A 21,390-nucleotide genomic window follows, 5' to 3' on the forward strand; every position below is an offset into this window, starting at 1 on the left:
CCCCCGAGGAGACATAACAATGACAGAACAACAGCTGACAGGCAGCAGCCTGATCGGGCCGGAAGAAAGCCGCCGCATCATGGGCCAACTGCAGGGCGGCGCCAGCCGGCGCGACGTGCTGGCCATGCTGATGGCCGGCGGCATGCAGGCCACATTGGCGGGCGGCCTGGCCTCCGCGGTGGTTGCGGCGCAAGCGGCAGCGCCGCGCAAGGGTGGGCGCATCAAGGTGGCCGGCGCGGCTGCCTCACTCAACGACACGCTGGACCCGGCCAAGTTCTCCAACCATAGCGACTACATCCGTGGTTGCATGTTCTACAACGGGCTGACCTCACTGGATGGCAGCCTCACACCCCGGCCGGCGCTGGCTGAGGAATTCATCACCACGGACGCCAAAACCTGGGTGTTCAAGCTGCGCCAGGGGGTGACCTTTCATGACGGAAAACCCTTCACGCCGGCCGACGTGGTGTTTTCCATCATGCGCCACAAAAACCCGGCGACCGGCTCCAAGGTCAAGGCGCTGGCCGAGCAGATCGAAGAGGTCAAAGCCACCGGACCGCATGAAGTGACCATACGCCTGGCGGCGCCCAATGCCGACCTGCCCGTGATCCTCGGCACCTGGAGTTTCCTCATCCTGCGCGACGGCGTCAGCGACGTGAACGCGCACATGTCGGGCGTGGGCACAGGCCCCTACAAGCTCAAGGACTTCAAGCCGGGCGTGCGCTCGCTGGCGGTGCGCAACGACAACTACTGGAAGCCCAACCGCCCTTATCTGGACGAGATCGAGTACGTAGGTATAGGTGACGAGGCAGCGCGCGTCAACGCATTGCTGACCGGTGAGATCGACCTGACCATGGCGATCAAACCGCACTCGGTGGACCGCATCAAGAGCAGCAAAAAGCACGCCATCTTCGAGACCAAGGCGGGCCTGTACACCGACCTCATCATGCGCCGTGACAGCGGGCCCGGCGCCAACCCGGACTTCGTGCTGGCGATGAAGCACTTGTTCAACCGCGAGCAGATGCTCACGTCCATCCTGCTGGGTTACGGCGAGGTGGCCAACGACCAGCCCATACACCCTAGCGACCGTTTCTATTTCAAGGGGCTCAAGCAGCGGGCCTACGACCCCGAAAAAGCCAAGTGGCATGTGCAGAAGGCTAATCTCGGCAGCGCGGCCATCCCGGTGGTGGTGTCGCCCGCAGCCTCCAATTCGGCGGAGATGGCGCTGGTGATGCAGCAGGCGGCGGGCCAGATCGGGCTTAACCTGGAAGTGCGCCCTATGCCGGCCGACGGCTACTGGTCGCAGCACTGGATGAAGCACCCCGTGGGCTTTGGCAACATCAACGCGCGGCCGTCGGCCGATTTGATGTTCACGCAATTCTTCAAATCTGATGCGCCGACCAACGAGTCTGCCTGGAAAAACCCCAAATTTGACCAGCTGCTGCTGGCCGCGCGCGCGCAACCCGACCAGGCCAAGCGCGCCAACATGTATGCCGACATGCAGGTCATGATCCACGAAGACAGCGGCATCGGCATTCCCCTCTTCATGTCCAGCATTGACGGGCACAACAAAAAGCTCAAGGGCCTGTCGCCGATCCCCCTGGGCGGCCTGATGGGCTACAACTTTGCCGAGAACGTCTGGCTCGACGCGTGACCAACAGCCTGGCCTGACGGCTGCGCTCACAACCTTGCCATCTGATGCCTGAGTCCTCGCGACCCCGGCTGCGGGGACCAGGCGGCGAGCTGGCCCGGCTGATGCTGGCGCAGCTCTTCCTCAACGCCTGTTTCACAGGCACCCGCATGGCCGCGCCGCTGCAGGCGCTGCGCCTGGGCCATGGCGAGGCGGCCGTGGGCTTGCTGATCGCCCTCTTCGCACTGGCCCAGGTCTTTCTTGCGCTGCCCGCGGGCCGCTACTGCGAGCGCCATGGGCTGAAGCGGCCGATTGCGGCCGCGGTGGTGGTGGCCGTGGCGGGCGGCGGGCTGGCGGCGGCGTGGCCGGTGTTCCCCGTGCTGTGTGTGGGCGCCTTCCTCACCGGCGGTGCGGGCGGAGTCGCGATCATTGCGATGCAGCGCCACATGGCGCGTGTTGCGAGCGAGCCGGCCGCACTGAGGCAGGCGTTTTCGTGGCTGGCGATCGGCCTGGCCTTGTCCAATTTCCTGGGCCCGGTCCTGGCCGGCGTGGTGATCGACAGCGCCGGCTTCCGTGCGGCCTTCCTGGCCATGGCCGCGCTGCCGCTGATCGGCTGGCTGTCGCTGCGAGGCGCGGCCGACCCCGTGCCTGCCGCGCCTGGCGGCACCGGCCGCAGCGCCGGCGCCTGGGACCTGTTGCGTGAGCCGGGCCTGCGCAGGCTGCTCATCGTCACGGGCCTGCTGTCGGCGTGCTGGGATGTTCATACCTTCGTGGTGCCGGTGCTGGGGCACGAACGGGGCTTGCCGGCGTCCGTCATCGGCAGCATCCTGGGCGCCTTCGGCATCGCCGCGGCGGCCGTGCGCCTGCTGACGCCGCTGGTGGCGGCGCAACTGCGCGAATGGGTGATCCTGTTCGGCGCGATGCTTGCCACGGCCGTCCTGTTCGGGGTGTATCCGCTGATGCAGGCGCCGCTCGCCATGGGCGTGTGCTCGGCGCTGCTGGGTTTCAGCCTGGGCAGCACGCTGCCCATGGTGATGAGCCTGCTGCACCAACTGGCGCCCGAGCACCGTTACGGTGAAGCGGTCGCGGTACGGGTGATTGTGATCAACATGTCGAGCGTGGGGATTCCCATGGTGTCGGGCTTGGCCGGTTCGCTGATCGGGGCGGCGGGCGTCTTCTGGGCCGCGGGGGTGATGGTCGGCGCGGGTGCCCGGCTGGCGGCCGGGTTCAGGCCGCAGGCTTGAGGATCGCCGCGTCAGCCTTTCTCCAGCTGCGCTGCGATGAGATTGAGCGGATGCGTGCGCTTGCGCGATGACTGCCGCAGGACGATACGGCTGGTGAACTTTCCGATTCCGATATCGTCCTGCAGCAGGCGCTCCATCAGCGCCTGGAAGTGGGCCACGTTGGGCGCCACGATTTTGAGCAGGTAGTCGTAACCGCCGCTGACGTTGTACCACTCCACGATTTCACTGTGCCGGTCCACGGCCTGCTCGAACTTGCGGAAGTCGGGAGGCCGGTGGCTGCTGATCGTCACCTCGGAGAAAACGAGCACACAATTGCCCAGCTTCTCCAGCGCGATGTCGGCGCCATAGCCGCGAATCACGCCGATTTCCTGCAGTCGTTTTGTCCGCACCAGGCACGGGCTCTGGCTCAGGCCGACGGCGTCGGCCAACTCGACATTCGAGCAGCGCCCCTCGCGCTCAAGGTGCGCGAGGATTTTGAGGTCGAAGCGGTCGAGGGACGCTGCTGGGGTCATGGCCGGATGGTAGCGCCGGATGCCGATTGCGGCTAGGCCATTCGTGCTTCAGTCAGGGATTCGTCGAGCGCCTGGATGACGAGGCCGGCCTGGTCCGCCGACAGCACCAGGGGAGGGCGGATCTTGAGCACGTTGTGCCCCATCGCGCAGGCGCTGATCAGCACGCCCTTGTCGCGCATCCGGTTGACCACCTGGCTCGTCAGGCTGCGGTCCGGCGCGCGCGATGCCCGGTCGGAGACGAGTTCGACCCCGACAAACAGGCCCGCCCCGCGCACGTCACCGATGGCTTCGTGGCGGGCTGCCAGGGCGGCGATGCCGTCGTGAAGAATCTTCCCCACCTTGGCGGCGTGCTCCACCAGCCCGTCTCGCTCTATCGTGTCCAACACCGCCAGCGCCGCCGCACAGGAGACGGTGTTGCCCGCGAAAGTGTTGAAGTAGCGCGAATGCTTGCCGAATTCCGCCAGGACGTCGGCGGTCGCCAGCAGTCCCGCGATCGGCTGGCCGTTGCCCATCGGTTTGCCCATGGTGACGATGTCGGGCTGCAGGCCATGGCGCTGGAAACCCCAAAGATGTTCGCCGGTCCGGCCGAAGCCGGGTTGCACTTCGTCGGCAATGAAGAGGCCGCCCGCCCGCTTGATCGCGCCGACCGCGCCCTTCAGGAAGCCCGCCGGCCCGGGAAGGATGCCGTCGCTGGTGAACAGCGAATCGACAATCAGCGCGGCCGGCTTGATGCCATGGCGCCGCAGGTCGGCGATGGCCGCCTCGACGTCGCGGGTGAAGCGTTCGGACAGGTCGGCGCCCCCGGCGTGGTACAGGCGCGGCGCCGGCACCAGGCGCACATGCGCGCCGAGATCGACGCTCACGCCCAGCGAGGGCGAGAACTTCGACACGGCGTCGGTGATGCCGTGGTACGCGGTGTCGGTCACGATCATGCCGGTGCCGCCGGTGTGCACCTTGGCGATGCGATAGGCGAGGTCGTTGGCCTCGCTGCCGGTGCAGGTCAGCATCAGGTGGGCCAGGTCGGTCCCGGGCACGCTCGCAAGCAGGCGTTCGGCCAGTTCGAGGATCGTGTCGTGCAGGTAGCGCGTGTTGGTCGCCAGCGTCTGCACCTGCCGGCAGATCGCCTCGGTCACCGCCGGGTGGCAATGCCCGAGCGAGGTCACGTTGTTGTAGGCGTCGAGGTAGCGGCGCCCCTCGGGGTCGATCAGCCAGGCGCCTTCGCCCTTGACGATGTGCAGCGGCCGTTCATACATCAGGCGGTAGGCCGGGCCGAGCAGGGCGTCGCGTCGCGCGATCATCTGCGCGGTGGCCGGGCCCACGTCGGCGCGGCCGGGGACATAGGCATTGACCATGTTGAGGTCTATTGTGCTTTTCATGCTTTTCATGGAGTGGCTCCTGTGGGTAGGTGTACGCCGGCCAGCAGCCGGTCGCGTGCGGTGTCGCGGGAAAGATCGGCCATCTGGGACAGGCCTTCCCACGCCGCGGGGTTGTGTCGCATGATGTAGGCGCGGTTCTCGGGGTAGCGCGCGGCGCGCCACTCCGAAATCAACGCCGTGATGAGGTGGCGTGTGGCCAGGAGATCGGCGACGACCTCTTGTTCGGCGCCGGTCAGCGGCAATACCGCGTGATAGGCAGCCACGAACTGGGCTGGCCCCTCGAAAGGGTCGGGGCAGCCGGCCATGTGGAAGGCGGCGGCAGTCGCCACCTCGCCGACCAGCGGCGCATGCACCATGTCGCCGAAGTCGATGATGCCCACGATGCGCGCCGGGTCGTCGGGGGCGACCAGCACGTTATAGAGGTGGTAGTCGTTGTGGATCACCTGGGACCGCAGCGATGGCAGGCGCGGCAGCACGTGCGTCGTGAAGCGCGTCATGAAGGCCTGGGCCAGCGCGCGGCGCTTGCCGTCCACGAGGCTGCCCAGCTGTTCGGTCAGCCGATGCGCCGTGGCGACGTTCCACAGCAGGTCATGCGCCGCGCCCGGATGCGCAAAGCCGTTCAGCGCGCGGTTCAGGCCGGCGAGCCCGGCGCCCATGGCGCGCCGCTGCGCGGCGGTGCGTTCAGTCTCGCGGATCTGGATGCCGTCCAGGTAGCTCAGCATGCGCACGCGTGTCTGAACACCCTCGGTGAGCTTGATGGTGTCATGCGTGTGTCCTTGCAGTGTCCGCACGACGCGGGGCACCGGCTGCTCGGGCGCGGCGCGGGCAATGTGGTCGAGCGCCGCGATCTGGAAGTCGACCACCGCGGGCGGCTCGGAGGGGTTGCTGATCTTGAAGACGTAGCGGCGGCCGTCCGACGCCTCCACCAGGCAGTTCTGGTCGCGCTCGCCCGCCAGCGGCTGGGCGCGGCCCTCGATGCCGTAGAGGTGGCGGACCAGCGCCTCCACCGCCGCGGGGGCGAGGTCGGGCGCGGTGGTGCTCAACTGGGTCATAGGCCGAGCAGACCGGGAAGCTGGCGGACGTCGGTCAGCCTGCTGACGCCGAAGTTTTCAGATGTCGGCTCGTGGCCGCGATCAATAAAGGCCTTGGCCATGAAGCCCAGGTCTGACGCTGTCATCAGGTCGTAGCGAAAGCTCGACGAGACATGCATCATCTGGTCGGGCGCGCAGCCGAGCTGGTCGAACATGTATTCAAAGGTCTGGAAGCGCGGCTTGTAGGCGCGCGCTTCCTCGGCGGTGTAGACCGCATGGAACTTCGCCTTGAGGTGGGCAACGCTGGCCGGGATCAGGTCGACCATCGAATTCGACAGGATCACCAGGGGAACGTGCGGCGCGATCGCCTCCAGCACCTCGACAACATTGGGATGCGGTTGCCAGCTCGGAATCGCGTCGTACAGCGCCACGGCGTCCGACGCTTGGTAGTCGACGCCGTGCGCCTTGCATGCCCGTTGGATCGAGTTCTCCACCACGTTGAAGAAGGGCTTCCACTCGCCCAGGACTTCGTCGAGGCGATAGGCCCGAAAGCTGTCCAGGAAGGCAGGCATCCGGCCGGCCGGCACGCGGTCCTTGAACAGGCGCTTGGCGGTGGGGCCCATCTCGAAGTTGATGAGCGTGCCGTAACAGTCGAAGCTGATGAATTTGGGTTTGAATGTCATAGAAGATCCACGCTGTTGAGGTGGATACAAGTCTATGAATTCGCCGCCTTTTGAAATGCCGCATTCACAGGCGGCGCAAGTGGAATCCGTTTCAATCCGGGCGCTTGCCAGAACTTTGCATGGCCCTGGTTGTCAGCCGCCGCGTCGGCGGCGCGCCCCTTAGAAATCAGCCACTTTGCCCCAGGCCGACGCGTTGAACCGGGCCGGGTCGAAAGGCTTGGGATCGAAGATCGGTGTGGCCCCGGACACGATGTCGGCGATCAGGTGGCCCGCGCCGGGGCCTATGCCGAAACCGTGCCCCGAAAAACCCGCGGCCAGGATCAGCCCGGGCACTTGCGGTAGTTCGCCGATACCGGGCACGCCATCGGGCGTGCTGTCGATATAGCCGGCCCAGGTGTTGGCGATGCGGGCTTCGCGCAGCGCGGGCAAGAGCTTGATGGCACGGCGGTGGGTTTCGCGCACGCCGGCAGGGTCGGGCGTGGGATTGAGGATGCGCGCCCGCTCCATGGGCGTGGGCGCGTCCAGCTTCCAGCGTGCGCGGGTTTCGTGGCCCCAGCGCATGCCTTCCAGGCCGCCGGGAAATACATTGCGCCAGCGCTTGGCGAACATGGGGATGAACTGCGGCGCGAAGCGCAGCAGCTGCGGTGTGGGGTCGGCGCGCCCGCGGCCGCTGATGGCCAGCACGTAATGGCCGTCGGGGCGCCGGGTGACGGCGACGTTGGGGCCGGCCAGCGCGGCCGGCAGTTGCTGCGCCAGCGGAGCCACACGCACGATGGACTGGCGTATCGTGGCCAGCGGAAACCGCACGTCAAGCTGGTTGCAGAAGGACGATGCCCACGCACCGCCCGCGAGAACGGCGGCGCGGGTCTTGATGGTCCCGGCTTCGGTGACGACGCCGCTGAGGCGGCCGCCCTCCATCTCGATGCCGCGCGCGGCGCAGTTCTGGTGGACCGTGCCGCCCAGCTTGATGAGCGCGGCCGCAACAGCCGGCGCTGCCTTGGCCGGGTCGGCCGTGCCGTCGCTGGGCGAGAACACGCCGCCCTTCCACGCGCGGCCGGTGGCTCGCCCGCGTTCGGAGGCTTCGCTGCCGCTGAGCATGTGGGTGGTCACGCCGGCGGTGATCGCGAATTCGCGCCACTTGGCCCAGCCCGCAATCTGGGCCTCGTCATCGCTGAGGTAGAGCAGGCCGCAGCGCTTGAACCCCGTGTCTTCGCCGCTGTCGGCGGCAAACTGGTCCCAGAGCTCCAGGCTGCGGGTGGCCATGGGCAGCTCGCGCGCGTCGCGGTTCTGCTGGCGGCACCAGCCCCAGTTGCGGCTCGATTGCTCGGCGCCTATGCGGCCTTTTTCGATCAGGGCGACCGAAAGCCCGCGTTTGGCCAGGTAGTAGGCGGTAAACACACCGATGATGCCGCCGCCTATCACGACGACGTCGGCGCTGGCCGGTGGGGTGGGCGAAGTCTCCAGGAGGCGCAGCGGTTGCGGCAGGGTAGGTGGCATTGTGGTTGCGGCGCCCTGGGCGCGGTGCATGGTCAGCGGCGGGTTCATGCTGCCATGGTAGGTGCTGGCGGGCAACCGGTGCTGCCGGATTGCGGCCTTCTTGCAACGAACAATGCTGTTCTCGGTGGATGGGAAGGAGATTCTGCTCCAGGGCCGCCGCGCCATGCTGCAGCCCGGCAAAGCCCGGCTGGCCCGGCCGGCTGCCTGTGCCGCGCGGCGCCCTGAATACCGGGGTTTCTGTGCGGCGGCCGTGTGAAAACAGGATTTTGTGCAAGCCCTTCGTGTTGTACTTGTCCACACAGGAATGGAGAAACATCACCGTGAAAACACTGCTGCTCAAGAAAGAGGAAGTCCGCGGATTGATCCGCATGAAGGAAGTCATAGGCACGGTGGAAGAGGCCTACAAGGCCTTCAACAGCGGCCAGGTGATACAACCCCCCTACATCGGCATCGACCTGCCATCCCATCGCGGGGAGATTGACTTCAAGCTGGGCTACAACCAGGGCAACGAAATGATCTCCATGAAGGCGTCCTCGGGCGGGTTTACCGGCAACCCGGAACAGTACGGGGTGCCCAACGGCATGGGGACCGTGCTGCTGTTCGACGGCATGAGCGGCGCCCTGGTCTGCGTGATGGACGGCAGCCTGCTCACAGGCCTCAGGACCGGCGCGTGCGGCGCCGTCTCGGTCAAGGCGCTCGCAAGAAAGAACGCGAGCAGGATCACCTCGATAGGCACCGGCAACCAGGCCAGGATGCAGATACGGGCCATCAGGGAGGTGATGAAGATCGAAGAAATCCATGCCTGGGATCACCATCCCGAGACGCTGGCCAGGTACAAGGCGGACATGGAGAGCGAGTTCGGCATTCCCGTGCTCACGGCCAACTCCAAGAAGGAGGCCGTAGAAAACGCCGACATCCTGATCACCACTACCCGCGGGAAAGGCTCGCTGGTGGAGGCCCCGTGGATCAAGCCCGGCACGCACATCGTCGCGATCGGTGCGGATGCGCCAGGCAAGCAGGAACTGGATCCGCAGATTTTCCGGGGCGCGAAAGTCGTCGTCGACTCCATCGCGCAATGCGTCGAAAAAGGCGAAACACAGCATCCCATCAACGCGAAGATCATGGCCCGGGGCGACATCCATGCGGAAATCGGCGAGATCCTGCTGGGCAGGAAGCCGGGGCGGAAGAACGACGAGGAAGTCACCATCTTCGACGCCACCGGCATGGCCATCCAGGACAACACGACGGCGGCGAAGATTTACCGCAACGCCATCGAGAACAAGGTCGGCGCCTTCTTCGATTTCCTCGAATAAGGTTTCACCGGAGCCATAAAAAAAACCGCTCAGCGGCTTTTTTTTATTGCTCCAAATGTTTGCTCCGGGTGCTTGCTCCGAGTGTTTGCTCGAACTGCGCTTATTCAGCGTCTTTGTAGATCTCGGCCAGGTCGGACAGGTTCCAGTTCCCGCCGCTCAAGACCGCGCAGACCTTCTCATCGGGCCTGACCTTGACAGCGCCGGCCAGCAAGGCCGCGATGCCGATGGAAGCAGCGGGCTCGGCGATCAGCTTGGCATCCCTGGCCAGCACACGCATGCCCGCGATGATGTGCTCGTCTTCCACGAGGACGATTTCGTCCACGTACTTTTCGATGATGGGAAACGGGTTCTGGCCCGGAACGCTGATGCGCACCCCATCGGCGATGGTGTTCTTTAGCGGAAGCGAGGTGCGTTGCTTGTTGATCCGGCTTTGGTAGTACTTGGGCGTCAAGGCGGGTTCCGCGCCTATGACACGCACCGACGGCTTGGTTTCCTTGATGGCGGTGGCGATTCCCGACAGCAGGCCGCCGCCGCCCAGGGGAACGATGACGGTGTCAACATCTTCCAGGTCCTCCAGGATCTCGCAGCCTATGGTTCCCTGGCCGGCCATGACCATCGGGTCCTCAAAGCCGTGAATCGCCGCGTACTGGTTCTCTTCGGCGATCTCGCACACCCTTTTCCAGCGGGCGGCCGTGTCGCCGTCGAAAAGAATGACCTCCGCTCCCAGGGCCTGGGTGTTCTCGATCTTGATCCTGGGTGTCGTCACCGGGACGACGATGGTCGCCTTGACGCCCAGCATCCTGGCGGCATAGGCGATGCCCTGGGCATGGTTGCCCGAAGAAGTCGCAATGAGGCCGTTGGCGATCGCCTCTCTTGGCAGCGACAGCGCCTTGTTCAGGGCGCCCCGAATCTTGAAGGCGCCCGTGATCTGCAGGGTTTCAGGCTTGAGATAAAGCTGGCAGCCAAGGGCCGGCTCGATCTTCTCTGCCCGCAACAACGGTGTATGCCGGATGTGCGGCTTCAGCCGTTCCCGGGCTTCCCGGATGTCCTGGAGGGTCGGGTAGTTGCGCATCTTGCTTTTCACTTTCGAATATTGTTGTCAGCCGGGCTCGCCCTGCCAACCGAGGATGGACTTGGTCTCCAGGTACTCCTGCAGCCCCTCGACCCCATACTCGCGCCCATTGCCCGAGTGCTTGTAGCCGCCGAAGGGGGCATGCGGGTTCCAGGGCGGGTTGTTGATGTGCACCTGGCCGGAACGAATCCGCGCCGCGACCGCGCGCGCCGCGGCCAGCTCCCGGCCCTGCACGTGGGCGCCCAGGCCGTAGACGGTGTCGTTGGCGATCTCCACGGCTTCGTCCACGCTGTCGTAGGGAATGATGGCCAGCACCGGCCCGAAGATCTCTTCCTGCGCGATGCGCATCTGCGGACCCACATTGGAAAAGATGGTGGGGCGCGCGTAGAAGCCGCGCTCCAGGCCCTGCGGCCGGCCGGGGCCGCCGCAAATGAGCCGCGCGCCCTCGGTGATGCCGGCATCTATCATTTCCTGCACGCGCTTGAACTGCGCGCGGTTGGCCACGGGGCCGTGCGTGGTCTGCGGCGAGCGCGGGTCGCCCACAACGAGTGCGGCTGCTGCTTCGCAGGCGATCCGCTCGACTTCCGCGAGGCGTTCGCGCGGCACGATCATGCGCGTCGGGGCGCTGCAGGACTGGCCCACGTTGCGAAAGCCCGCCGCCACGCCCGCCGGCACGGCGCGTGCGAGATCCGCATCGGGCAGGATGAGGTTGGGTGATTTGCCGCCCAGCTCCTGGGCCACGCGCTTGACCGTGGGCGCTGCAGCCTGCGCCACCAGGACACCGGCCCGGTTCGAGCCGGTGATTGAGATCATGTCCACGTCGGGGTGTGCCGCCAGCGCGGCGCCGACTTCCGGTCCGCTGCCGTTCACCAGGTTGAACACACCCGGCGGGATGCCGGCGTCGCGCAGAACCTGGGTGAAGAGCAGGGCGCTCAGGGGCGACAGCTCGCTGGGCTTGAGCACGATGGTGCAGCCCGCCGCCAGCGCCGGGCCGACCTTGGCGGTGATCTGGTAGAGCGGCCAGTTCCAGGGGGTGATCAGGCCGCACACGCCGATGGCCTCGCGCATCAGGGCCATGCCCTCGCGGTGGATGACAAAAGGGTAGCTGCCCGCGTTGTCACGGGCCACGCGGATATGCTCTGCCGCCATGGGAACCTGCGCGCTGCGCGCCGTGCTGATCGCAGCGCCCATCTCCAGCGAGATCGCCTGGGCAAACAGCTCTGCCCGCTCAAGAATCAGGCTGTGCACGCGGCCAAGAAGCGCAGCCCGGCTTTGCGGCGAACTGACGGACCAGGTTTTGAAGGCGGATCGCGCCGCGATCACCGCCTCGTCCACATCCTGCGCATTGCCCAGGGCGATCTCCGCGATGGCGTCCTCCGTCGATGGGTCGATGACGCTGGTTCGGTCGTGCCCCATGGGCAGCACCCATTCACCGCCTATGTAAAGGCGATCCAGCAGGCCGCTGCTTGTGAGTTGTTCTACGAGGCGCGTTGCATCGCCATTTCCCATGATTGCCCTCTCAAAAAGAATCGAAGTCATGGTACGCCCCTGCCCCGGAATTGATCTGCCGTTTAGGCGCGGGCATTCGGCATGAACCGTGCACAAGTGGCGCACAACCGCAGCATCTGCGGCGGCTCTTCAATAGCATTCATTGGAAGGCGCCGGCGACGTCGCCCAGGCTTTGCACCACCCTTGCAGGAGGACGTTTTCATGCGCTTTTGTCCCAAGTCCATCGGCTCCGGCCGCCGCGGCGCACCGGCCTGCGGCACCCGCGAGTGCGGGCCGCAAGCCGCCAGGGGAGACGCCGCACACCATGCCGCCGGCCATCCACAAAACCGCAGTTTTAACCACGCACCCCCGTACGATCAAGGCATATCCCCGGTCGCGCGGTGCTCCAATGCCTTTACCCCACCACGAGAAACCAGGAGAACACCATGGCAGATAAGAAGCAGCTGGACGGCCTGATCGGCCCTGAAGAGAGCACGCGCATTCTTGGTGCGTTGCAACGCGGCGCCAACCGGCGCGATGTACTGGCCATGCTGGCGGCCGGCGGCATGCAGGCCACCCTGGCCGGCGGTATTGCCGGGATCGCCTCGAGCGCGCAGGCGCAAACGCCAACGCCGCGCAAGGGCGGCCGCATCAAGGTGGCGGGCGCGGTTTCTTCCGTGAGCGACACGCTGGACCCGGCCAAGCAGGCCAACCAGGCCGACTACGCCCGCGGTTTCACCTTCTACAACGGGCTGACCTGGCTGGACAGCAGCCTGGCGCCCCAGCCCTCGCTGGCCGAGGAGTTCACCACCAAGGACGCCAAGACCTGGGTCTTCAAGCTGCGCAAGGGCGTCACCTTCCACGACGGCAAGCCGCTGGCGCCGGCCGACGTGGTGTTCTCGCTGATGCGGCACAAAAACCCGGCCACCGGTTCCAAGGCCAAGGTGCTGGCCGACCAGATCGAAGACGTGGCGGCCACCGGCCCCAATGAAGTCACCGTGCGCCTGGTGGCGCCCAATGCCGACCTGCCGGCCATCCTGGCCACCTACCACTTCCACATCGTCAAGGACGGCACGACTGACTTCAACGCCGGCATAGGCACCGGCCCCTACAAGGTCAAGGAATTCAAGCCCGGCGTGCGCTCCATCGGCGTGCGCAACGAGAACTACTGGAAGCCCGGCCGCCCCTACCTGGACGAGATCGAATATGTGGGCATCGCCGACGAGTCGGCGCGCGTCAACGCGCTGCTGGCCGGCGAGCTGGACCTGATAGGCACGGTCAACCCGCGCTCCATCGACCGCATCAACGGCAGCGGCAAGGCCGCCATCTTCGAGACCAAGGGTGTGTCGTACACCGACCTCATCATGCGGCGCGACAGCGGCCCGGGCGCCAACCCGGACTTCGTGATGGCCATGAAGCTGCTGTTCAACCGCGAGCAGATGCTCAAGTCCATCCAGCTGGGCCGCGGCGTGGTGGCCAACGACCAGCCCATCGCCCCGGGCAACCGCTTCTTCGCCAAGGGCCTGCCGCAGCGCCCCTACGACCCTGAGAAAGCCAAGTGGCACCTCAAGAAGGCCAACCTGGGCAGCGCCGCCATCCCGATGGTGGCCTCGCCTGCCGCCACCAGTTCGGTGGAGATGGCCCTGGTGCTGCAGCATGCCGCGCGCGGGGCCGGCTTGAACCTGGATGTGCGCAACATGCCGGCCGACGGGTTCTGGTCGCAGCACTGGATGAAGCACCCGGTGGGCTTCGGCAACGTCAACACACGCCCCACGGCCGACCTGGCCCTGACGCTGTTCTTCAAGTCCGATGCGCCTTGGAACGAAGCGGGCTGGAAGAGCGAGAAGTTCGACCAGCTGCTGGTGGGCGCGCGCGCCGAAACCGACACGGCCAAGCGGGCGCAGATGTACGCCGACATGCAGACCCTGGTCAACCAGGACGGAGGCATCGGCATCCCGATGTTCCTCTCCAGCCTGGACGGCCACAACAAGAAGCTCAAGGGCTTGCAGACCAACCCGCTGGGCGGGATGATGGGCTACGGCTTCGCTGAACACGTATGGCTTGAGGCATGAACCTCACTATTTTGAAACTGGTTGCCGGCCGGATCGTCTCCGGCCTGGCTTCGCTGCTGGCGGTGTCGGTGGTGGTGTTTGCCATCACCGCCGTGCTGCCCGGCGACGCGGCCGAGGAGAAGCTGGGGCAGGACGCCACGCCCGAGGCGGTGGCGGCGCTGCGCAAGGAGATGGGCCTGGACCGCAGCGCGGTGCTGCGCTACTTCGACTGGCTGGGCGGCATGGCCAGGGGCGATGCGGGCAAGTCGGTGGTCACCGGCATGCCGGTGGGTGACGCCGTCGCCAGCCGCCTGCCTGCTTCGCTGCTGTTGGCCGCGGTGACGACGGCGTTTTCCGTGCCGCTGGCCCTGGGCCTGGGCATCCTGTGCGCCTTGCGGCGCGGCTCGGCTTTCGACCGTTTCACCAGCATGGCGACGGTGGCCGTCGTGTCAGTGCCGGAATTCCTGGTGGCCACGCTGGCCGTGCTGGTGTTCGCGGTGCAACTGAAATGGCTGCCCGCGCTCTCCTACGATGTCAACATTTCCTCGCCGGGCGAGATGCTGCGCTCCTTCGCTTTGCCGGTGCTCAGCCTGGGCAGCGTGATCGTGGCGCAGATGCTGCGCATGACGCGCGCGGCCGTCATCGACCAACTGGCGGCGGCCTATATTGAGATGGTGCGGCTCAAAGGCGCGAGCGCCGCGCGCACCGTGCTGTTTCACGCGCTGCCCAATGCCATCGGTCCCATCGCCAACGCGGTGGCGCTGAGCCTGTCCTACCTGCTGGGTGGTGTGATCATCATCGAGGTGATCTTCAATTACCCGGGCATCGCCAAACTCATGGTGGACGCCGTCTCCCAGCGGGACATGCCGCTGGTACAGGCCTGCGCCATGATTTTCTGCGCCGCCTACCTGATCCTGGTGATGCTCGCCGACGTGTGCGGCATCGTCGCCAACCCACGCCTGAGGCACCAATGAACGTCGCCACGCTTGTACCTTCGACAGCCGCCACGAAGCGCCGCGCCTGGCTCGCGGGCTGGTCGCGCGCCGGCAAGTTCGGCCTGGCCGTGCTGGCCTTCTGGGTGGCCGTGGCGATCTACGCCTGCTTCGTGCCGGACAGCGCGCTCGGTGAGATGTCCGATGCCGGCGTGTTCCAGGGCATGAGCGCGCAGCACTGGCTGGGCACCGATTACCTGGGCCGCGACATGCTCACGCGCATCATCGTGGGCACGCCCTACACCATCGGTGTGGCCTTTGTCGCGACACTGATCGCCTGCGGCGTGGGCGCTGTGCTGGGCCTGCTGGCCGCGGTGACGGGCGGCTGGGTGGATTCGGCCCTGAGCCGGCTGCTCGACACCCTGGTCTCCATCCCGAGCAAGATGTTCGCGCTGGTGATCATCGCCGGCTTCGGCTCTTCCGTCACGCTGCTCATTGCGGTGGCCGCCATCGTCTACACGCCGGGTGCCTACCGCATCATCCGCTCGCTGGCGATCAACATCAACGCCATGGACTACGTGCTGGTGGCCCGCGCCCGCGGCGAGGGCCACGGCTACATCATGCGCCGCGAAATCCTGCCCAACATCACCGGCCCGCTGCTGGCCGACATGGGATTGCGTTTCGTCTACGCCCTGCGCCTGCTGGCCAGCCTGAGCTTCCTGGGCCTGGGCGTGCAGCCGCCCATGGCCGACTGGGGCTCGCTGGTGCGCGAGAACCTGGGCGCCTTGCCGGTGGGCGGCGTCTCGGTGCTCGCCCCGGCGTTTGCCATCGCCGTACTGACCATCGCGGTCAACCTCGTGATCGACAACTTACCGGGCCATACCGACGCCGACAGGGAGAAACACTGATGGGCGCTACTGTCCGCGTGAATGAGCTGCGCGTCGTGGCGCAGGCCGCCGGCGGCGGCGAGACGGAGATCGTCAAAGGCGTCTCTTTTGGCATAGCGCCCGGCGAGGTACTGGCGCTGATCGGCGAGTCCGGCTCCGGCAAGACCACCATAGGCCTGGCGCTCATGGGCTACGCGCGGCACGGCTGCCGCATCGCCGGAGGCAGCGTGCACATCGGGGACACCGACGTGCTGGCGCTCACCGAACCCGAACGCCGCCAGCTGCGCGGCCGGCGCGTTTCCTACATCGCGCAGAGCGCCGCCGCATCCTTCAACCCGTCGCGCACCATCATGGACCAGGTGGTGGAGACCGCGCGCATCCACTCACTGATGCCGCGCGCCGAGGCCGAGAAAAAAGCCGTGACGCTGTTCCGCGAGCTGGCGCTGCCGCAGCCCGACACCATAGGCCAGCGCTACCCGCACCAGGTCTCGGGCGGGCAGCTGCAGCGCCTGATGGCCGCTATGGCGCTGATGAGCGACCCGGACCTGGTGATCTTCGACGAGCCCACCACGGCGCTGGACGTCACGACCCAGATCGAGGTGCTGCACGCCTTCCGCCGCGTGGTGCGCGAACGCAAGACCACGGCGGTTTATGTCACCCACGACCTGGCGGTGGTGGCCCAGATGGCCGGCCGCATCCTGGTGCTGCGCGACGGCGCCGAGCGTGAAATCGGCACCACGCAGCAGATCATCACCACGCCCAAGGACGACTACACGCGCAGCCTGATCGCCGCGGCCAACCCCAAGGCGCGCAGCGGCGAGGCGCATGCCGAGGGCGCCACGCCGCTGCTGGAGGTGCGCAACCTGGTCGCCGGCTACGGCCCGCTGGACAAGCACGGCCGGCCCGCTTCGCCGGTGCTCGACGACGTGAGCCTGCGCCTGTACCGCGGCCAGGCCATCGGCGTCATCGGTGAATCCGGCTCCGGCAAGACCACGCTGGCACGCGCCGTCGCCGGGCTGATAGGCCCCGCCGGCGGGCAGATCATGTTTGACGGCAAGCCGCTGCCGCGCCTGGTATCGCAGCGAACGCCCGAGGAACTGCGCCGCATCCAGATCGTGTTCCAGATGGCGGACACGGCGCTCAATCCTTCGCACACCATTGCCGAGATCCTCGCGCGGCCGCTGCAGCTGTACCGCGGCCTGAAGGGCCAGGCGCTGGACAAGCGCATCGCGCAGCTGCTCGACCTTGTGCAACTGCCGCAGGCCTGCGCGCGGCGCCTGCCCGTGGGGCTGTCCGGCGGGCAGAAGCAGCGCGTCAACCTGGCGCGCGCGCTGGCCGCCGACCCCGACCTGATCCTGTGCGATGAGGTGACCTCCGCGCTTGACACGGTGGTGGGCGCCGCCATCCTGGACTTGCTGGCGCAGCTGCGCAAGGAGCTCGGGGTGTCTTACATGTTCATCAGCCACGACATGAACACCGTGCGCGCCGTGTGCGACGAGATTGTGGTGCTGTATGCCGGCCAGAAGGTGGAGTCGCTGACCCGCTCGGCTTTCGCGCATGCGCCGCGCCATCCCTACTTCAACCTGCTGGCCAATTCCGTTCCGGAGCTGCGCCAGGGATGGCTGGAAGAAGTCGGGGCAGCGCAGCGCGCGGCTCTGCCGCTGGTGCAGGCGCCCGTGGACCGCGCGGGCATTTGCAGCTTCCTGGACCGATGTCCTTTGCGTGTCGCAGGTCTGTGCGACAGCAAGACGCCGCCGCGGCATGAACTCGAGGGCGGTGTGGAAGTCTTCTGCCACCGCAGCGCTGATGAGTTGCTGCAGCTGCAAAAAAACCAGGCGCAGCCGCGCGAATGCACGGCCTGATCCGCAAGACCTGATCCAGGGAGCGCCACGTGCGTATGGAGGTCGCCGCCCTGGGCGGCGGCGGGAATTTTTTCATCCGAACTGAACCGATTGAACTGACATGGAAACACTGAACTGCATTGGGGGCCGCTGGCAGGCGGCCCAGGACGGCCGCCAATTCGAGGTGCGCAACCCGGCCGACGACAGCCTGATCGCCACCATCGCCGACGGCGGCGCTGCCGACGCGCGCCTGGCCGCCGACGCCGCGGCCGAGGCGCTGCATGCCTGGAAGGCGCGCCCGCCGCGCGAGCGTTGCCTCATCCTCAAGAAGTGGCAGGCGCTGATAGAGCGCGAGGTCGAGCCCCTGGCCGCGCTGATCTCGCGCGAACAGGGCAAGCCGCTGGCCGAATCTCGCGGCGAGATTGCCTATGCCGCCGGCTATGTGGAATGGTTCGCGGAAGAGGGTGTGCGTGCCCACGGTGAAGTCATCGCCGCGCCCGTCACATCCAAGCGCTACATGGTGCTGCGGGAAGCCGTTGGCGTCGTGGCCGTGGTCACGCCCTGGAATTTCCCGGCTGCGATGATTGCGCGCAAGATCGCGCCCGCGCTGGCGGCCGGCTGCACCGTGGTCGCCAAGCCGGCCGAGGATACGCCGCTGACTTCGCTGGCGCTTGTGAAGCTGGCCGAGGAAGCGGGCGTTCCGCCCGGCGTGCTGAACGTCGTGGCGGCCTCGCGTGAACGCACGCCCGAAGTGGTTGGCGAATGGCTGGCCGACGGGCGGGTGCGCAAGATCAGCTTCACCGGCAGCACACCGGTGGGCAAGCTGCTGGCGCGTGAGTCCGCCACCACGCTCAAAAAGCTCTCGCTGGAGCTTGGCGGCAACGCGCCCTTCATCGTCTTCGAAGATGCCGACATCAACGCGGCCGTCGAAGGCCTGATGGCCGCGAAATTCCGCAACGGTGGGCAGACCTGCGTGAGCCCCAATCGCGTGTACGTCCACCAGGCGGTGCACGACCGGTTTGTCGACAAGCTGGCGGCCCGCGTGGGCGCGTTGCGGGTCGGCCCCGCGACCTGGCCGCAGGCCGAGATCGGTCCCATGATCAATGCCCGCGCGCTGGACAAGATAGAGCGCCATGTGAACGACGCGGTGGCCAAGGGCGCCAAGGCGGTCGTCGGCGGGCGCCGCGTGCGCAGCGACGTTGCCACCGGGCCCAATTACTACGCGCCCACGGTGCTGACCGGTGCCACCAAAGAGATGGCTTTGTCCTGCGAGGAAACCTTCGGCCCCGTGGCACCCATCTTCCGTTTCGAAACCGAAGAGGAAGTCGTCGCACTGGCTAACGACACCCCCTTCGGCCTGGCCGGTTACTTCTATTCGAACGACGTCAAGCGCATCTGGCGCGTGGCCTCGGCGCTGGAGACCGGCATGGTGGGCATCAACGAAGGCGCCATCGCCGCGCAGGCCGCGCCCTTTGGCGGCGTGAAGGAATCGGGCTACGGCCGCGAAGGCTCGCACTGGGGCCTGGACGAATACCTGCACACCAAGTACTTGTGCCAAGGGAATCTCGCATGAAAGTCCTGGTGCTCGGCGCCGGCGTGATAGGCACCACCACCGCCTACTACCTGGCCCGGGCGGGCCATGAGGTGACCGTGGTCGACCGCCAGCCCGGCCCCGCGCGGGAAACAAGTTTTGCCAATGCCGGCCAGGTGTCGCCGGGTTACGCGGCGCCCTGGGCCGCGCCCGGCGTGCCGCTCAAGGCGCTGCGCTGGATGTTCCAGAAGCATGCGCCGCTGGCCATAGGCCTGGACGGCAGCATGGACCAGCTGCGCTGGATGTGGCAGATGCTGCGCAACTGCAGCCCGCGGCGCTACGCCGTGAACAAGGAGCGCATGGTGCGGCTGGCCGAATACAGCCGCGACTGCCTCGCGCAGCTGCGCGAGGGCACCGGCCTGCGCTATGAAGGCCGCGAAGGCGGCACGCTGCAGGTCTTCCGCACCCTGGCGCAGCTCGACGCCGTCGGCAAGGACGTGGCCGTGCTGCGCGCCGCGGGCGTGCCCTATGAGCTGCTGGGGCCCGACGAGCTGGCGCGCGCGGAGCCGGCCATCGCCACCGGGCCGCTGGTGGGCGGCCTGCGCCTGCCCGGCGACGAGACCGGCGACTGCCACCTGTTTACCACCGGGATCGGCCACCTGGCCCAATCCATGGGCGTGCGCTTTTCTTTCGGCGAGGCGATAGACCGCGTCGAAGTCTGTGCCGGCCAGGTGGCCGGCGTGCTGCAGGGCGGCCACCTGCTGAAAGCCGATGCTTATGTGATGGCGCTGGGCTCGTATTCCACGGCCATGCTGAGCGAGGCCTTGAAGATCCCCGTCTACCCGGTCAAGGGCTATTCCATCACCGTACCCATCGCCGACGCAGGCCGCGCGCCGGTGTCGACTGTGCTGGACGAGAGCTACAAGATTGCCATCACGCGCTTTGACCGCCGCATCCGCGTCGGCGGCATGGCGGAGCTGCGCGGCTTTGACCTGCGCCTGAACCCGCGGCGGCGCGAAACGCTGGAACTGTGCCTGAACGACCTGTTCCCCGGCGCGGGCCATGCCGAGGACGCCACCTTCTGGACCGGCCTGCGGCCCATGACCCCGGACGGCACACCGCTGGTGGGCCGCACGCCGCTGCCCAATCTGTACCTCAACACCGGCCACGGCACGCTGGGCTGGACCATGGCCTGCGGCTCCGCCCGCCTGCTGGCCGACGTCATGAGCGGCCGCGCCCCCGAGATCCGCGCCGACGACCTTTCGGTGCAGCGTTATGCGCAGCCGGAGTCACGGCCATGGGCCGGACCGCAGGCCGAACCTGAGCTGAGTACCTGAAGCCCGTGCTGGTTTGCACCGGCACCCCGGCTTTGCCGCTCGCCCTAGCGATGCTCTTTCAACGCCGTATGCAGGTAGTCGTAAAACATCTTTGCCGGCGCGCGCAAGGTCGTGCCGTGCAAGGTGGCCAGGCCGAGTACACGCGAGACCGCCGGCGCGACCAGCGTGACGCCGACCATTGACGGATGCCGCTTCGGCAAGGCCAGGCGCGGCACGGCCGCAAGCCCGAGTCCCGCTTCGACCATGCCGAGCAAGGTCGCGATGTGGCTCACCTCGAGCCGGTACGACGGGTTGACGCCCGCCTTGGCCAGCGCGTCGTCCAGCAACTGGCGGTTGCCGCTGGTGCGCGCGACCGCGATCAGGCGCTCGGCTTCCAGGCTCTTCCACGATAGCGTCTTGCGCCCGGCGAGCGCATGGCGGCGCGGCATGGCCACCACAAAGGGGTCGGTGTGTATCGGCTCGAAATCCACGCCGGGCACCTGGTTGCCCATAAAGCTGATGCCGAAGTCCGACTCGCCCGACACCACGCTGGCCATCACCGCACCGGCGGCCTCGTCGATCACCCGCACGCGGATCAGCGGGTAGCGCTCCGAGAACGAACTCACGACCGATGGCAGGAAATGGATGGCCGCGGAAGGCACGCAGGCCACCGTGACCCGGCCGGTTCGGCTGCCGGCGATGTCGGTGATGCCGAGCATCGCGGACTCGAGGTCGTCCAGCGCGGCGCGCGCGCGATCAAGAAACACCTGGCCGAGGGCCGTCAGTTCGACATCGCGCGTGGTGCGCTTGAAGAGCCTCGCGCCCAGGATGGTCTCGAGCTTGTCGATGCGCCGGCTCAAAGCCGGCGGCGAGAGGTGAATGTGGTCGGCCGCCGCGCGAAAGCTCCCGCGCTCGGCCACCGCCACAAAGGCCTCGAGTTGCTGCAAATCGAAATTGATGCGTGCCATGCACCAATACTAGCAAAAGTT

General features: G+C 66.9%; 17 protein-coding genes. 9 read left to right on the forward strand and 8 right to left on the reverse strand.

Annotated elements, in window-relative coordinates; all coding sequences use genetic code 11:
• The first annotated feature begins 19 nt into the window (after positions 1–19).
• Both BLQ85_RS20130 and BLQ85_RS20135 read left to right on the forward strand, forming a co-directional pair.
• Complete coding sequence (locus tag BLQ85_RS20130; RefSeq protein ID WP_074579691.1) at positions 20–1,651, forward strand: ABC transporter substrate-binding protein; 1,632 nt, start codon at positions 20–22, stop codon at positions 1,649–1,651.
• 44 nt (positions 1,652–1,695) lie between these two features.
• Positions 1,696–2,871 (forward strand): MFS transporter, encoded by a 1,176-nt coding sequence (locus tag BLQ85_RS20135; RefSeq protein ID WP_074579692.1) that lies wholly within the window; start codon positions 1,696–1,698, stop codon positions 2,869–2,871.
• Between the two features lie 11 nt (positions 2,872–2,882).
• Here the strand turns inward: BLQ85_RS20135 and BLQ85_RS20140 are convergent, their stop codons facing one another.
• The 5 genes from BLQ85_RS20140 to BLQ85_RS20160 all read right to left on the reverse strand — a co-directional run bounded on the left by BLQ85_RS20140 (position 2,883) and on the right by BLQ85_RS20160 (position 7,958).
• Positions 2,883–3,383: an Lrp/AsnC family transcriptional regulator gene (locus BLQ85_RS20140; protein ID WP_074579694.1), complete on the reverse strand. Its 501-nt coding sequence runs from the start codon at positions 3,381–3,383 to the stop codon at positions 2,883–2,885.
• A 32-nt stretch (positions 3,384–3,415) separates the two neighbouring features.
• Positions 3,416–4,759 (reverse strand): aspartate aminotransferase family protein, encoded by a 1,344-nt coding sequence (locus BLQ85_RS20145; protein WP_074579756.1) that lies wholly within the window; start codon positions 4,757–4,759, stop codon positions 3,416–3,418.
• A gap of 5 nt (positions 4,760–4,764) precedes the next feature.
• Entirely contained in the window at positions 4,765–5,811 is a 1,047-nt protein-coding gene (locus BLQ85_RS20150) for a phosphotransferase (protein ID WP_074579696.1), read from the reverse strand.
• Entirely contained in the window at positions 5,808–6,473 is a 666-nt protein-coding gene (locus BLQ85_RS20155) for a haloacid dehalogenase type II (protein WP_074579698.1), read from the reverse strand. The genes BLQ85_RS20150 and BLQ85_RS20155 overlap by 4 nt, the downstream gene beginning before the upstream one ends.
• 159 nt (positions 6,474–6,632) lie before the next feature.
• Positions 6,633–7,958: an NAD(P)/FAD-dependent oxidoreductase gene (locus BLQ85_RS20160; protein ID WP_139201073.1), complete on the reverse strand. Its 1,326-nt coding sequence runs from the start codon at positions 7,956–7,958 to the stop codon at positions 6,633–6,635.
• A 332-nt stretch (positions 7,959–8,290) separates the two neighbouring features.
• Here BLQ85_RS20160 and BLQ85_RS20165 point away from each other — a divergent pair, with 332 nt between their 5' ends.
• A complete protein-coding gene (locus tag BLQ85_RS20165; protein ID WP_074579760.1) occupies positions 8,291–9,283 on the forward strand; it encodes an ornithine cyclodeaminase family protein in 993 nt (330 codons plus the stop codon).
• 100 nt (positions 9,284–9,383) lie between these two features.
• On the opposite strand, the gene BLQ85_RS20170 is transcribed toward BLQ85_RS20165, so the two are convergent.
• Both BLQ85_RS20170 and BLQ85_RS20175 read right to left on the reverse strand, forming a co-directional pair.
• Entirely contained in the window at positions 9,384–10,367 is a 984-nt protein-coding gene (locus tag BLQ85_RS20170) for a threonine/serine dehydratase (RefSeq protein WP_254806492.1), read from the reverse strand.
• Positions 10,368–10,382: 15 nt separating this feature from the next.
• Positions 10,383–11,864 carry an aldehyde dehydrogenase family protein gene (locus BLQ85_RS20175; protein WP_074579699.1) on the reverse strand — a complete coding sequence of 494 codons (1,482 nt, stop codon included), beginning with the start codon at positions 11,862–11,864 and terminating at the stop codon, positions 10,383–10,385.
• Positions 11,865–12,289: 425 nt separating this feature from the next.
• Between BLQ85_RS20175 and BLQ85_RS20180 the strand changes: the two genes are divergently transcribed.
• The 6 genes from BLQ85_RS20180 (at position 12,290) to BLQ85_RS20205 (ending at position 20,422) form a co-directional block, all read left to right on the forward strand.
• Positions 12,290–13,915, forward strand: a complete 1,626-nt coding sequence (locus BLQ85_RS20180; RefSeq protein WP_074579701.1) for an ABC transporter substrate-binding protein — start codon at positions 12,290–12,292, stop codon at positions 13,913–13,915.
• Complete coding sequence (locus BLQ85_RS20185) at positions 13,912–14,868, forward strand: ABC transporter permease (protein WP_074579704.1); 957 nt, start codon at positions 13,912–13,914, stop codon at positions 14,866–14,868. The genes BLQ85_RS20180 and BLQ85_RS20185 overlap by 4 nt, the downstream gene beginning before the upstream one ends.
• Positions 14,865–15,734, forward strand: a complete 870-nt coding sequence (locus BLQ85_RS20190) for an ABC transporter permease (RefSeq protein ID WP_074579705.1) — start codon at positions 14,865–14,867, stop codon at positions 15,732–15,734. Before BLQ85_RS20185 ends, BLQ85_RS20190 begins: the two co-directional genes overlap by 4 nt.
• Positions 15,734–17,575: an ABC transporter ATP-binding protein gene (locus BLQ85_RS20195; protein WP_074579707.1), complete on the forward strand. Its 1,842-nt coding sequence runs from the start codon at positions 15,734–15,736 to the stop codon at positions 17,573–17,575. The genes BLQ85_RS20190 and BLQ85_RS20195 overlap by 1 nt, the downstream gene beginning before the upstream one ends.
• A gap of 100 nt (positions 17,576–17,675) precedes the next feature.
• Positions 17,676–19,127: an NAD-dependent succinate-semialdehyde dehydrogenase gene (locus tag BLQ85_RS20200; RefSeq protein ID WP_074579709.1), complete on the forward strand. Its 1,452-nt coding sequence runs from the start codon at positions 17,676–17,678 to the stop codon at positions 19,125–19,127.
• Entirely contained in the window at positions 19,124–20,422 is a 1,299-nt protein-coding gene (locus BLQ85_RS20205) for a D-amino acid dehydrogenase (RefSeq protein WP_074579711.1), read from the forward strand. The genes BLQ85_RS20200 and BLQ85_RS20205 overlap by 4 nt, the downstream gene beginning before the upstream one ends.
• A 44-nt stretch (positions 20,423–20,466) precedes the next feature.
• On the opposite strand, the gene BLQ85_RS20210 is transcribed toward BLQ85_RS20205, so the two are convergent.
• Positions 20,467–21,369 carry a LysR family transcriptional regulator gene (locus tag BLQ85_RS20210; RefSeq protein ID WP_074579713.1) on the reverse strand — a complete coding sequence of 301 codons (903 nt, stop codon included), beginning with the start codon at positions 21,367–21,369 and terminating at the stop codon, positions 20,467–20,469.
• Positions 21,370–21,390: the final 21 nt, after the last annotated feature.

This window comes from Polaromonas sp. JS666 (assembly GCF_900103405.1).
In the GTDB taxonomy this organism is placed as follows: domain Bacteria; phylum Pseudomonadota; class Gammaproteobacteria; order Burkholderiales; family Burkholderiaceae_C; genus Polaromonas.